General features: G+C 71.6%; 10 protein-coding genes and 1 other RNA gene. 9 read left to right on the forward strand and 2 right to left on the reverse strand.

What is annotated here, in order from left to right:
- The first annotated feature begins 307 nt into the window (after positions 1-307).
- From ABZY13_RS03350 to ABZY13_RS03365, 4 genes are all read left to right on the forward strand, one after another.
- A complete protein-coding gene (locus ABZY13_RS03350; RefSeq protein WP_356627170.1) occupies positions 308-2095 on the forward strand; it encodes a serine/threonine-protein kinase in 1788 nt (595 codons plus the stop codon).
- A 74-nt stretch (positions 2096-2169) separates the two neighbouring features.
- Positions 2170-3405 carry a serine/threonine-protein kinase gene (locus ABZY13_RS03355; protein WP_356627171.1) on the forward strand — a complete coding sequence of 412 codons (1236 nt, stop codon included), beginning with the start codon at positions 2170-2172 and terminating at the stop codon, positions 3403-3405.
- A 269-nt stretch (positions 3406-3674) separates the two neighbouring features.
- Positions 3675-4781, forward strand: coding sequence for a peptide chain release factor 2 (gene prfB, locus ABZY13_RS03360; RefSeq protein WP_356627172.1), 1107 nt, complete (start codon positions 3675-3677; stop codon positions 4779-4781).
- Between the two features lie 302 nt (positions 4782-5083).
- Positions 5084-5950 carry an LPXTG cell wall anchor domain-containing protein gene (locus ABZY13_RS03365; RefSeq protein ID WP_356627173.1) on the forward strand — a complete coding sequence of 289 codons (867 nt, stop codon included), beginning with the start codon at positions 5084-5086 and terminating at the stop codon, positions 5948-5950.
- Positions 5951-6048: 98 nt separating this feature from the next.
- On the opposite strand, the gene ABZY13_RS03370 is transcribed toward ABZY13_RS03365, so the two are convergent.
- The gene (locus ABZY13_RS03370) at positions 6049-6240 is read right to left on the reverse strand and encodes a hypothetical protein (RefSeq protein ID WP_356627174.1); all 192 of its coding nucleotides are present in this window, start codon (positions 6238-6240) and stop codon (positions 6049-6051) included.
- Between the two features lie 233 nt (positions 6241-6473).
- Here ABZY13_RS03370 and ftsE point away from each other — a divergent pair, with 233 nt between their 5' ends.
- From ftsE to ssrA, 5 genes are all read left to right on the forward strand, one after another.
- Positions 6474-7163 (forward strand): cell division ATP-binding protein FtsE, encoded by a 690-nt coding sequence (gene ftsE / locus ABZY13_RS03375; RefSeq protein ID WP_103784254.1) that lies wholly within the window; start codon positions 6474-6476, stop codon positions 7161-7163.
- Between the two features lie 48 nt (positions 7164-7211).
- On the forward strand, positions 7212-8129 hold the full coding sequence (gene ftsX, locus ABZY13_RS03380) for a permease-like cell division protein FtsX (RefSeq protein ID WP_356627175.1): 918 nt from the start codon (positions 7212-7214) through the stop codon (positions 8127-8129).
- Between the two features lie 67 nt (positions 8130-8196).
- On the forward strand, positions 8197-9366 hold the full coding sequence (locus ABZY13_RS03385) for a S41 family peptidase (protein WP_356627176.1): 1170 nt from the start codon (positions 8197-8199) through the stop codon (positions 9364-9366).
- Between the two features lie 75 nt (positions 9367-9441).
- Entirely contained in the window at positions 9442-9921 is a 480-nt protein-coding gene (gene smpB, locus ABZY13_RS03390; protein WP_356627177.1) for an SsrA-binding protein SmpB, read from the forward strand.
- Positions 9922-10064: 143 nt separating this feature from the next.
- Positions 10065-10433: a transfer-messenger RNA gene (gene ssrA, locus ABZY13_RS03395) on the forward strand.
- A 55-nt stretch (positions 10434-10488) separates the two neighbouring features.
- On the opposite strand, the gene ABZY13_RS03400 is transcribed toward ssrA, so the two are convergent.
- Positions 10489-13386, reverse strand: coding sequence for a glycoside hydrolase family 3 C-terminal domain-containing protein (locus ABZY13_RS03400; protein ID WP_356627178.1), 2898 nt, complete (start codon positions 13384-13386; stop codon positions 10489-10491).
- Between the last annotated feature and the right edge of the window lie 23 nt (positions 13387-13409).

Below are 13409 nucleotides of genomic sequence, written 5' to 3' on the forward strand. Positions count from 1 at the left end.
GCACGAGCACGTCGGCCAGTACTGGAGGCATCCTCGCACCTGCCACCGACAACGCGCCCGCCTCCCCTCCGCGAATGATCTTCATTGGTCGGCTCTGCCCGTAAAAATGCCTGACCACGACGCCACCGCTGTCCACTTGAGAACCGTTGGGGACCGATCACGTCCGGGTCCGGCAACCAAAGGGACCGGGTCGGGCGTCTTTCCTGTGACCGCGTTCGGCAGCCGGGGTCATGGGCGGCGGCACTACAGTGGGTCGGAACCCCGTAGCACAGTGGGCCAGGCAAGCAAGCAGCAGGGAGCGCATGACGTGCGGCCGGTAGGCAGCAAGTACTTCCTCGAGGAGCCGCTCGGACGCGGCGCCACGGGGACCGTCTGGCGAGCCCGCCAGCGGGAGACCGCGGGCGCCGAGGCGGCCGTGCCGGGGCAGCCCGGGGAAACCGTCGCGATCAAGGTCCTCAAGGAGGAGCTGGCCGGCGATCCGGACGTCGTGATGCGGTTCCTGCGGGAGCGCTCCGTCCTGCTCCGGCTGACCCACCCGAACATCGTCAGGGTCCGCGACCTGGTCGTCGAGGGCGAGCTGCTCGCCCTCGTCATGGACCTCGTCGACGGCCCCGACCTGCACCGCCACCTGCGCGAGAACGGGCCGTTCACCCCGGTCGCCGCCGCCCTGCTCACCGCGCAGATCGCCGACGCGCTGGCCGCCAGCCACGCCGACGGCGTCGTCCACCGCGACCTGAAGCCCGCCAACGTCCTGCTCAAGCGGACCGGCGACGAGCTGCACCCGATGCTGACCGACTTCGGCATCGCCCGCCTCGCCGACTCCCCGGGCCTCACCCGCACCCACGAGTTCGTCGGCACGCCCGCGTACGTCGCACCGGAGTCCGCCGAGGGCCGCCCGCAGACCTCCGCCGTCGACATCTACGGCGCCGGAATCCTGCTGTACGAGCTGGTCACCGGCCGCCCGCCGTTCTCCGGCAGCTCCGCCCTCGAAGTCCTCCACCAGCACCTGAGCGCCGAGCCGCGCCGCCCCTCCACCGTCCCGGAACCCCTGTGGACGGTCATCGAGCGCTGCCTGCGCAAGAACCCCGACGAACGGCCCGGCGCCCAGAACCTCGCCCGCGCCCTGCGGGTCGTCGCCGAGGGCGTCGGCGTGCACGCCAACTCCGCGCAGATCGCCGCCGCCGAGAACGTCGCAGCGCTCCTCGCGCCCGACCCCGCGCCCGCGGCCGTCCCCGGCACGCCCGGCGCCGCCGACCCGACGCAGGTCCTGCCGCGCGGCGCGTCCGGAGCCCACGACCCCAACGCCGCGACCAGCGTCCTGCCGCACACCGCGGGCCCGGCGGGCGCCGCCGACCCCACCTCCGTACTGCCGCACACCGGGGCGGCCGACCCGACCGCCGTCCTGCCGCAGAACCAGCAGGGACAGCAGAACCAGCAGGGACAGCAGAACCAGCAGGGACAGCAGAACCAGCAGGGCGAGCCCGGGCAGCAGGGTGAGCAGCCGCACCCCTGGCAGACCCAGCTGCGCGCCGCGCGGGACCGCAACGAGCAGACGCAGATCCAGTACCTCGACCCCGCCGAGGACCCGCTGCGCCGCCGCCCGCAGCGGCAGGTCGCCCGGCCGCAGCAGCAGCCGCGCCCTCAGCAGCCGCAGCAGCGCCCCCAGCAGGGCCCGCCGCCCGGTTACGGCTACCCGCAGCAGCAACACCAGCCGCAGCAGTACGCCCCCCAGCGCCGGCAGCCGCAGCCCCAGCAGCCTCAGCGGTACGCCCCGCCGCCCGCCCCCGCCGCGCCGCGGCGGCCGGCGCCGGAGCCCAGGCAGCCGCGGCAGCGCAGCGCCAATCCGATGCGCATCCCGGGGCTGGGCTGCCTCAAGGGGTGCCTGGTCACGGTCGTCATCCTGGTCGTCGCCAGTTGGCTGGTCTGGGAGCTGAGCCCGCTGCAGGACTGGATCGGCACCGGCAAGGGGTACTGGGAGCAGATCGGCGACTGGTTCACCACGGCCACCGACTGGATCGGGGAGCTGGGCGGGAACTCCGGCAGCGACTCTCCCACGATCGACGATGTTGGAGATTTGTCGACACCTGGCGGGTGATTTCCGCCTCCCCGGTGAAGGTTGGCTCTCCGGACGCGTAGTTTTGGCGACAACACGCGTCTGTAGGAGCAGTCTTGGCACGGAAGATCGGCAGCCGGTACACCGCGAACCAGATCCTGGGTCGGGGCAGCGCCGGCACGGTGTGGCTGGGCGAGGGCCCCGAGGGGCCCGTCGCCATCAAACTGCTGCGCGAGGATCTCGCATCCGACCAGGAGCTCGTCGGACGCTTCGTCCAGGAGCGCACGGCACTGCTGGGACTCGAGCATCCCCATGTCGTCTCGGTCCGCGACCTGGTCGTCGACGGCAACGACCTCGCGCTGGTCATGGACCTGGTCCGCGGCACCGACCTGCGCACCCGGTTGGAACGGGAGCGGCGGCTGGCTCCCGAGGCGGCGGTCGCGATCGTCGCCGACGTCGCGGAGGGGCTCGCCGCGGCGCACGCGGCCGGGGTCGTGCACCGGGACGTGAAGCCCGAGAACGTCCTGCTCGACATGCAGGGCCCGCTCGGGCCGGGAGGCTCGCACCGGGCGCTGCTGACGGACTTCGGGATCGCCAAACTGATCGACACCCCGCAGCGGACGCGGGCCACGAAGGTCATCGGCACGCCGGACTACCTGGCGCCGGAGATCGTCGAGGGCCTGCCGCCGCGGGCCGCCGTCGACATCTACGCGCTGGCGACGGTCCTGTACGAGCTGCTGGCCGGGTTCACGCCGTTCGGCGGCGGGCACCCCGGCGCCGTACTGCGCCGCCACGTCACGGAGACGGTGGTCCCGCTGCCGGGCATCCCGGACGAGCTGTGGCAGCTGATCGTCCAGTGCCTCGCCAAGGCCCCCGCGTCCCGGCTGCGCGCCTCCGAGCTGGCCGCCCGGCTGCGCGAGCAGCTCCCGGCCCTCGCCGGGATGCCCCCGCTGGACGTGGACGAGCCCGACGACGCCGAGCCCGCGGAGGAGCCGGCCGAGGCGACGCCGGGCGAGGCGGAGACGCCGGCGCGGGTACGGCGGGGCGCGGTGCCGCTGGTGCCGGGCGCGCGGCCGGACTCCAACCGCGACACGCACACGTCGATGCGGGTCCCCGCCCCCGACGAGCTGTCCGGCGGCGCCCACGGCACCGCCCGCGCCCCCCGCGCCGCGGGCGCCCCCCGCCCCGGCTCGGCCCGCAACCGCGCCGCGACCCGGCGCCGCCGCCTCGCCCTCGCGGCGGCGACCGCGGCCGTCCTGGCGATGGCGGGCCTCGGCACCTGGCTGGCCACCGCGGACGACGAGGCGCGGACGCCGCCCCAGGACACGAAGAACTCCTCCACGAGCCCCTGAACCCGGGGCGCACGCCCTATGCCCGCGCGCGCTCTGCGCCCGCGGGCATAGGGTCGCGAGGGCGGGGACGAACGCCGTGACGCGCCCCGTGAGGCCGTGACGCGTGCCGTGACGGACGCGGTGGCGTCGCGGTAAGACACGCGGTGAGGCAACGCGGTGAGGCAACGCGGTGAGGTATATGGCGCAGGTCACGTGCGGCGGAGCGGGCGGGAGGGCCCCCCGCCCCGCACCCGGCGCTGCCTTTCCGGCGGAGCCGTTACGCTGGGAGCGTGGCAGTCGTCGATGTATCCGAAGAGCTCAAGTCCCTCTCCTCGACCATGGAGTCGATCGAGGCCGTTCTGGACCTCGACAAGCTGAGGGCAGACGTCGCCGTGCTCGAGGAGCAGGCGGCCGCGCCGTCCCTCTGGGACAACCCGGACGAGGCGCAGAAGATCACCAGCAAGCTCTCCCACCTCCAGGCCGAGGTGAGGAAGGCGGAGGCCCTGCGCGGCCGGATCGACGATCTCGCCGTCCTCTTCGAGATGGCCGAGGAGGAGGACGACCCGGACGCCCGCGCCGAGGCCGAGTCCGAGCTGGCCGCCGTCAAGAAGGCGCTGGACGAGATGGAGGTCCGGACGCTGCTCAGCGGCGAGTACGACTCCCGCGAGGCGCTCGTGAACATCCGCGCCGAGGCGGGCGGCGTCGACGCGGCCGACTTCGCCGAGAAGCTCCAGCGGATGTACCTGCGCTGGGCCGAGCAGCGCGGCTACAAGACCGAGCTGATCGAGACGTCGTACGCCGAAGAGGCCGGCATCAAGTCGACCACCTTCGCCGTCCAGGCGCCCTACGCCTACGGCACCCTCTCCGTCGAGCAGGGCACCCACCGCCTCGTGCGCATCTCGCCCTTCGACAACCAGGGCCGCCGTCAGACGTCCTTCGCCGGCGTCGAGGTGCTCCCCGTGGTCGAGCAGTCCGACCACGTCGAGATCGACGAGTCCGAGCTGCGCATCGACGTCTACCGGTCCTCCGGCCCCGGCGGCCAGGGCGTCAACACCACCGACTCCGCGGTGCGCATCACCCACCTGCCCACCGGCATCGTCGTCTCCTGCCAGAACGAGCGGTCGCAGATCCAGAACAAGGCCACGGCGATGAACGTCCTCCAGGCCAAGCTGCTGGAGCGCCGCCGGCAGGAGGAACAGGCCAAGATGGACGCCCTCAAGGGCGACGGCGGCAACTCCTGGGGCAACCAGATGCGTTCCTACGTCCTGCACCCGTACCAGATGGTCAAGGACCTGCGCACGGAGCACGAGGTCGGCAACCCCGAGGCCGTGTTCAACGGCGAGATCGACGGCTTCCTGGAGGCCGGAATTCGCTGGCGCAAGCAGCAGGAGAAGTAGCGGAAACCGTTTTGTCGACAAGGCAACTGCCGCCCTGTGGGCGGCAGTTGCCTTTTGTGTACGGCCCGCACGGGATCTGCGTCACACTCGCACATCGCCGCGCCCGGCATTGACCCCGTATCAGGACATCGCGTACGCAACGGCCTTGACGCCTTCTTGAAAAGTGGGAAGGGTGAAGCTCGGCATGCGTATCTTCGGGGCGCATGTGAACCGGGGGGCTTTCCGATACGGCTGCTACCTCCGTCGATCACGGCCCCGAGCGCGGCCCTCATCGACGACTGGCTACTGGGGGTAGCAAACATATGACGAAGAAGATGCGGATCCGCGTCGCGCGTGTCGCGGCCGGCGCCGTGATCGCCGCGGGCGCGTCGCTGACCGCCGCCGGCGCCGCCTCCGCGCTCGACCTCGGCATCGGCGTCAGCGTGAACGACGGGGATTACAAGGACCCCTGCGACATCAGCGTCGATCCGGAGTGCGACGACGACACCAGTGGTGGCGCTGACGGTGGTGCCGATGGCGGTGCTGACGGTGGCGCTGATGGCGGTGCTGACGGTGGCGCTGATGGCGGTGCCGATGGTGGCGCTGACGGCGGTGCCGATGGTGGCGCTGATGGAGGCGCTGATGGCGGTGCCGATGGTGGCGCTGACGGTGGTGCCGATGGTGGCGCTGACGGCGGTGCCGATGGTGGCGCTGACGGCGGCGCTGACGGCGGTGCCGACGGGGGCGCTGATGGCGGTGCCGATGGTGGCGCTGACGGCGGTGCCGACGGGGGTGCTGACGGCGGTGCCGACGGCGGCGCTGACGGCGGCGCTGACGGTGGTGCGGACGGCGGTTCCGGCAACGGCGGCGGCAACGGCAACGGCGGCGGCAACGGCAACGGCGGCTCCGGCGACGGCGGCTCCGGCAACGGCGGCGCGGGCAGCGTCGGCGGCACCGACAACACCGACCCCGACGGCGGCAGCAACGACGCCGTGCAGGGCGAGGCCGAGTCGGCCCTGACCGACACCGGCACCGAGGCCACCCCGCAGGGCGGCGGCGAGGAGCTGGCCGAGACCGGCGCCGCGCAGACCACCTTCCTGCTGGTCGGCGCCGCGACGATGATCGCCGGCGGCATCGGCTTCCGCGTCCTGCCGCGTCTGATGGACGGCCGTGGAGGCGCGGCCGCCTAGGCGGCTGTACACAACCCCACCACGCGACGAGGGCCCGGAGCAGCCTGCTCCGGGCCCTCGCCCACGTCGTAAGCCGGCTGGTGGCCCTGCCGCAGGCGCTACGCGCTCTGGTGCGCCAGGAACGCCACCGCCGCGATCAGCACCGCCAGCAGGGCGATCAGCGTCATCGGGTTCAGCGAGGCGAAGGGGTTCTCCTGCTGCAACCGCTCGCGGTTGGCCCGGCATACCGGGCAACGGCCCTCGGCCACGGGCGCGGCACAGTTCGCGCACACCAGTCGGTCGTACGTCATGTGCCCTCCTCGCACCGGGACCGGTTCATCTCCACAACGCTCGCGGTCACCCGAACGTTCCCCCTCCACTGTGCCAGGTTCCGCCGCGACGGGCTCGGGGACCGGGGGAGCACCCGCTTGACATTCTCGGACAAAACGGGCAAGGGGCGTGCAACCTCCTACGGCGACTGCGGTTGCGCACCCGCTTCGCGTATGGTCACGCTCATCTACCCCCGGCGACCCGTGGTGCATCCGTGATCCGATTCGACAACGTCTCCAAGGTCTACCCCAAGCAGAACCGCCCCGCACTCAGGGATGTGTCCCTGGAAGTGGAGAAGGGCGAGTTCGTGTTCCTCGTGGGGTCCTCCGGCTCCGGAAAGTCCACCTTCCTGCGGCTGATCCTCCGCGAGGAGCGGGCCAGCCACGGACAGGTGCACGTTCTGGGCAAGGACCTCGCCCGTCTGTCCAACTGGAAGGTGCCGCACATGCGCCGCCAGCTGGGGACGGTGTTCCAGGACTTCCGGCTGCTGCCGAACAAGACGGTGGCGGAGAACGTCGCCTTCGCGCAGGAGGTCATCGGCAAGTCGCGCGGCGAGATCCGCAAGTCCGTGCCGCAGGTGCTGGAGCTGGTCGGGCTCGGCGGGAAGGAGGACCGCATGCCGGGCGAGCTGTCCGGCGGTGAGCAGCAGCGCGTCGCCATCGCGCGGGCCTTCGTCAACCGGCCCAAGCTGCTGATCGCCGACGAGCCCACCGGCAACCTCGACCCGCAGACGTCCGTCGGCATCATGAAGCTGCTCGACCGCATCAACCGGACGGGCACCACCGTGGTCATGGCGACGCACGACCAGAACATCGTGGACCAGATGCGCAAGCGCGTCATCGAGCTGGAGAAGGGCCGCCTCGTCCGCGACCAGGCCCGCGGCGTGTACGGCTACCAGCACTGACCGCGCCCCGACCCCGCAGACGTCCCGGAAAGGCTTGAAACAGACGCCATGCGCGCCCAGTTCGTTCTGTCGGAGATCGGTGTCGGTCTCCGCCGCAATCTGACGATGACCTTCGCGGTCGTCGTCTCCGTCGCCCTCTCCCTGGCCCTGTTCGGCGGTTCGCTGCTGATGCAGGACCAGGTGAGCACCATGAAGGGCTACTGGTACGACAAGGTCAACGTCTCGATCTTCCTGTGCAACAAGAGCGACGCCGACTCCGACCCGAACTGCGTCGAGGGCGCGGTCACCGGGGAGCAGAAGGAGGAGATCCTCGCCGAGCTCAAGGGCATGGAGGTCGTGGACACGGTCACGTACGAGTCGCAGGACCAGGCGTACAAGCACTACAAGGAGCAGTTCGGCGACTCCCCGCTGGCCAGCTCCCTCACGCCGGACCAGATGCAGGAGTCGTACCGCGTCAAGCTGAAGGACCCGGAGAAGTACCAGGTCATCGCCAGCAAGTTCAACGCCCGGGACGGCGTGCAGTCCGTGCAGGACCAGAAGGGCATCCTGGACAACCTCTTCGGGCTGCTGAACGGCATGAAGTGGGCCGCCCGGGCGATCATGGCGCTGATGCTGGTCGTCGCGCTGATGCTGATCGTCAACACGGTGCGCGTCTCGGCGTTCAGCCGACGGCGTGAGACCGGCATCATGCGCCTGGTCGGCGCGTCCGGCTTCTACATCCAGGCGCCGTTCATCGCCGAGGCGGCGGTCGCGGGGCTCATCGGCGGGGTGGTCGCCTGCGGCTTCCTGGTGACCGGGCGGTACTTCATCATCGACAACGGCCTGTCCCTGTCCGAGAAGCTGAACCTGATCAACTTCATCGGCTGGGACGCCGTCCTGACGAAGCTTCCGCTGATCCTCGCCACCAGCCTGCTCATGCCGGCGCTGGCCGCGTTCTTCGCTCTGCGCAAGTACCTGAAGGTGTGACACATGCCAAGAGGGCCGTACGGTCAACCGGCCGTACGGCCCTTCGCCTTGTCCTAGACTCACCGGCATGTCAGGCCGTGAGCTGTTCTGTCCGCCCCGCCGCGTCCGCCGCGGGGTCGCCCTGACATTGGTCTTCGGCTGCGTCCTCGTCGCCGGCGCCGCGACCGGATCGCTGCCGACCAGCGACCGGAAACCCACCCCCGGCCAGACCCGCACCTCCGCCTCCGCGGCCCGCCCGGACGCGGTCGCCGAGGCCGCCGCCGAGGCCCTGGCCGAGGGGAAGTCCCCGATGGAGGCCGCCGAGCGGGCGGTCAGCCGCAGCGGGGACCGCTGGGACGCGGTCTACTCCCAGGGCGAGTACGAGGAGTTCCAGGAGGCCCTCGACGGCGCGTACACCGGCGTCGGCCTCACCGCCCGGCGCGAGCGGGACGGCCGTATCGAGGTGACCGGCGTCGCCGCCGGCTCGCCCGCGGCCGCCGCCGGGATCCGGCCGGGCGACCGGTTGCGCAGCGTCGACGGGCACCGCGTCGACGGGCGCCCGGTCGCCGAGGTCGTCTCCCTCCTGCGCGGCGACGCCCAGGACGCGGCGGCCGGCACGACCGTCCGGCTCGGCCTCCAGCGGGGCGAGCGCGAGTGGACCGAGAGCCTGCGCCGGGCCCGGCTGTCCACCGGCTCCGTGACCGTCCGGCGGCTGCCGGGCGGGGCCACCGTGATCAGGATCGGCGCCTTCACCAAGGGCTCCGGCGACGCCGTGCGCACCGCCGTACGGAGGGACGCGCCCGGCGCCGGCGTCATCCTCGACCTGCGCGGCAACTCCGGCGGCCTGGTCACCGAGGCCGTCACCGCCGCCTCCGCCTTCCTCGACGGCGGCCTGGTCGCCACCTACGACGTCGAGGGCGACCAGCGCGCCCTGCACGCCGAACCCGGCGGCGACACCGCGACACCGCTGGTCACGCTGGTCGACGGCGGCACGATGAGCGCGGCCGAACTGCTCACCGGCGCCCTCCAGGACCGGGGCCGGGCCGTCGTCGTCGGCTCCCGCACCTTCGGCAAGGGCTCCGTGCAGATGCCGAGCCGGCTGCCCGACGGCTCCGTCGCCGAGCTGACCGTCGGCCACTACCGCACCCCGGCCGGGCGCACCGTCGACGGGCAGGGCATCACCCCCGACCTGGAGGCGGACGAGCGGGCGCTGGAGCGGGCGGAGACCGTCCTCGACGGCCTCGGGGACTCGCAGTAGACCGTCGCTCCTCCCGGGCGCCGCGTTAATCGGCTTCCCCCGCACCCCCCGCGTAGTGCGAAAATGGGCGGCACTATGGCTAAGGAAAAAGGGCGCAAGCTGATCGCGCAGAACAAGAAGGCGCGGCACGACTACCACATCCTCGACACCTACGAGGCCGGACTGGTCCTCACCGGCACCGAGGTGAAGTCGCTGCGCCAGGGGCGGGCCTCGCTGGTGGACGGCTTCGTCCAGCTCGACGGGCACGAGGCGTGGCTGTACAACGTGCACGTGCCCGAGTACAGCCAGGGCACCTGGACCAACCACAGCGCCCGGCGCAAGCGCAAGCTGCTGCTGCACCGCCTGGAGATCGACAAGCTGGAGTCCAAGTCCCAGGAGACCGGTCACACGATCGTGCCGCTCTCCCTGTACTTCAAGGACGGCCGGGCCAAGGTCGAGATCGCGCTGGCGAAGGGCAAGAAGGAGTACGACAAGCGCCAGACGCTCCGCGAGAAGCAGGACCGGCGCGAGGCCGAGCGGGCGATGTCGGCGGTCCGCCGCAAGCAGCGGGCCTGAGCCGCCGCGAGCAGGGGCCGCTGGGGCCGGGCCACCGCGGGCAGGGGGCCGGGCCGCCCGGAATACGCTGGCATCGACCCGCGTTGTTCACGTACGATGGCACCTGCACCTCACAGCGGGTGCGCACCTTGAGAAATCAACATGGGGATGATCGGTTTCGACAGCGGCTGTCGAAGCAGGGGAAGCGTGTCGAGGAAGCGGCCATGATCTCGTAAACCACAGGCCGAAAAAAATAATCGCCAACACCAAGCGCGATTCCTTCGCCCTCGCTGCCTAAGTAGCGACTTGCGAAGTGTCAGCCCGGGGCTGTTCCCGACCCGGATCCTGGCATCAGCTAGGGAACTAAACCTTGATCCCGGTCACGGGGTGAAGAGGGAAACCAAACAGTGACTGAGCCCGTCGGAGACTTGTCCGCGTGATCTCCGGGGCCGAGAAAAGCACAGCGGACTGCACACGGAGAAGCCCTGGTTCCGCACCGTTGGACGCGGGTTCGATTCCCGCCATCTCCACTCCACCCCATGTGGGCGAAGGCCCCGTCGCTGAAGCGGCGGGGCCTTCGTCATGCCGTCACCCCATCCGGAACTCCGCCACCCGCACCCCCTCGCTCACCACCAGGTACACATCCGCCCTCCCCCGGGCCGCCTCCGTCAGCTGTGCCGTCACCGTCTCGTACGTGTACGGCGACGGCGTGCCGTTCGCCGTGGCCGTGCCGGCGACGGGGCCGGTCGGGGAGTGGAGGCGGAGTTCGATCGTGCCGCGGGGGCCGGCGACCCGGGCAGTGAGGTCCGTGCCGGTCACACGGGCGTCCTTGAACTTCAGCCACGCCCCGTCCCGTGACGCCGACACCGCCGTGCCGCGTTCCTTCGACTCGTCCACCAGGCGTACGGCCTCGTAGTCGTCGAAGTTCTCCGCGCGCGTCGGGCGGGACAGGTCGCGGGGCGGGATGGTCTCGCCGTGGACGTGCCAGGAGGCGCGGACGCGGATGTCCGTGGCGGAGGCGCCGGCCAGGATGTCGTAGGCGCCGCTCTCCACCACCCACTTGGAGCGGGTCACGTCCCAGTGGGCCAGGTCCTCGCGGGTGAGGGGCAGGTGGACCGTCCTCGTCTCGCCGGGGGCGAGGGTGACACGGTCGAAGGACTTCAGCTGTCTCAGCGGCTGTTCGTTCCGCGACGTGCGGTGGCGGACGTACAGCTGCACCACCTCGTCGCCCGCCCGGCTGCCCGTGTTGGTGACCGGCAGCTCGTAGCCGCCCTTCACGCGGCGCAGGTCGCCGTAGCGGAAGGTGGTGTAGGAGAGGCCGTGGCCGAAGGGGTAGAGCGGGCGGCCCTTGAAGTACTGGTAGGTGCGGGCCGACTTGATGATGTCGTAGTCCAGGATCGACGGCAGGTCGGACTCCGAGCGGTACCAGGTCTGGGTGAGCCGCCCCGCCGGGTTGACGTCGCCGTACAGGACGTCGGCGAGCGCGTTGCCGGTCTCCTGGCCCGCGTGGGACGTCCACAGGATTGCCGGGACCTCGCGCTGCAGGGCGTTCAGGGTGGTCGGGTAGCTGTTCTCGACGATCACGACGGTGTTCGGGTTGGCCCGGTGCACCGCCCTGGCCAGGGCCTCCTGCGCGGGCGCGAGGCCCATGTCCTCGCGGTCGTCGGTCTCGCGGCCGTTGATCGCGGGCATCGAGCCGACGACCACCACCGCCGCGTCCTTGCCCCTGACCGCCGCCACGGCCTCGTCGACGCCGCTGCGGACGACGTCCATCGCGTAACGGGCCGCCCGGTCCTTCGCCACCAGGCCCAACACGCCGTCCACCGGGCCCAGGTACACCGGGCTCGACCACCACGACTCACGCGTCTCGTAGCCCGCGTAACGGAGGAGGTATGTGCCGTCCTGCTGCCGTTCCGGCACGAACTGCTGCTGGACGAACCAACCGCCCGGCTGCTCCTGGTCGTTGACGAAACCCGACCAGTCGTAGCCGACGTACCTGCCGTTCGCCGCCGAGCGGAGCGTGACGATGCCGGCGCCCCAGTCGAAGACGTCGAACTGCGCCGCCGGGCCGGTCTCCGGTGTCTCCCTCAGCGGCTCGCCGTCCGCGTCCGTGCCCGCCGTCACGTAGGCGCCCGTTTCCGTGTTGCGCAGCGTGATCCGGTCCACGCCCTCCACCGGCGACACCGGGCGGCCCGTGCGTGCCGCGATGCCCTCGGCGGGGGTGACGGCGTAGGGGAGGGCGCCCGAGTACCAGTCCGTGTAGAGGGTGTCGGCGAGGGGGCCGACCACGGCCACGTCGGCGGCCTTCGACAGGGGCAGCGCGCCCTTGTTCTTCAGCAGCACCGCGCCCTTCGCCGCCGCCTCCCGCGCCAGCCCGCGGTGCTCCACGCTGTTGACCACCGACTTGTCGATGGCGCCGTACTTCCCGCCGCCCGGATCGAATTCGCCCAGCCGGATGCGGACGGACAGGATGTGGGAGACGGCCCTGTCGATGTCCGGCTCCGACAGCAGGCCGTCCCGCAGGGCGGTGTCGATGGCCGTCGTCGTCGGGACCGGGTCCGATCCGTTGTCCGTGAAGCTGTCGATGCCCGCCTTCAGCGCCGCCGCGTCGCCCTGCGCCAGGGTCGGGTAATAGCGCTGCTCGCCGGGGAGGTTGGCGGGGGCGTAGGCGTCGGTGACGTTCAGCAGGTCGCGGTCGGTCCAGGTGCGCACCGCGTCGTTCAGGTCCGGGTTCACCGTGGCGGGGCGGCCGTTGACGAGGTTGTACGACGTCATCACGCCCGTCGCCGCGTCCGCCTCGATCGCCGGGCGGAACGCCGCCTCCTCGTACTCCTTCAGCACGCGCGGACGCAGGTCGGAGGAGGTCAGATGGCGGTTCGCCTCGTTGTTGTTGGCGAGGTAGTGCTTGAGCGTCGGGGCGGTCTTCAGGTGGTCCGGATCGCCGCCGGTCAGGCCCTTGCCGTACGCGGTGGCCAGGGCGCCGGTGAGGGTCGGGTCCTCGCTGTAGCCCTCCTCGTTGCGGCCCCAGCGCGGGTCGCGCAGCGGGTTGACCACGGGCGCCCAGACGTTCAGGCCCCAGCCCTCGGGGCGCTCCTGCTGGAAGCCGCGCACCTCGTCGCCGACCGCCGAGCCGACGCGCCGCATCAGCTCCGGGTCCCAGGCCGAGGCGAGGCCCACGGCCTGCGGGAAGACGGTGGCCTCGCCGAGCCAGGCGACGCCGTGCAGGGCCTCCGTGCCGGTGCGGAACGACCGGATGCCCAGGCGGGGGATCGCGGGCTGGTGCTGGTGGAGGAGGGAGACCTTCTCCGGGAGGGTGAGGCGGCCGAGCAGGTCGTCCACGCGGCGGTCGAGGGGCAGGGCGGGGTCGCGGAACGCGTACGCCGGGTCCGCGGCCTGCGCGGGGACGGCCGTGGCGCCGAGGCCCGCGGTCAGGGCCAGCGCCAGCAGCAGGATCGCGGCTCTCGGTCTTCTTCGCTCGCCTTTCATACGGCGGCTCCCATCGGGGGGTA

Source organism: Streptomyces sp. NPDC006610, from assembly GCF_040611575.1.
Classification (GTDB): domain Bacteria; phylum Actinomycetota; class Actinomycetes; order Streptomycetales; family Streptomycetaceae; genus Streptomyces.

What these genes read in the sequence shown, in the direction of transcription:
- smpB (WP_356627177.1), top strand. Translation starts at nt 9,442, where the DNA reads ATGGCTAAGGAAAAAGGGCGCAAGCTGATCGCGCAGAACAAGAAGGCG.
- ABZY13_RS03370 (WP_356627174.1), bottom strand. Translation starts at nt 6,240, where the DNA reads ATGACGTACGACCGACTGGTGTGCGCGAACTGTGCCGCGCCCGTGGCC.
- ABZY13_RS03400 (WP_356627178.1), bottom strand. Translation starts at nt 13,386, where the DNA reads ATGAAAGGCGAGCGAAGAAGACCGAGAGCCGCGATCCTGCTGCTGGCG.
- ABZY13_RS03365 (WP_356627173.1), top strand. Translation starts at nt 5,084, where the DNA reads ATGACGAAGAAGATGCGGATCCGCGTCGCGCGTGTCGCGGCCGGCGCC.
- ABZY13_RS03385 (WP_356627176.1), top strand. Translation starts at nt 8,197, where the DNA reads ATGTCAGGCCGTGAGCTGTTCTGTCCGCCCCGCCGCGTCCGCCGCGGG.
- ftsX (WP_356627175.1), top strand. Translation starts at nt 7,212, where the DNA reads ATGCGCGCCCAGTTCGTTCTGTCGGAGATCGGTGTCGGTCTCCGCCGC.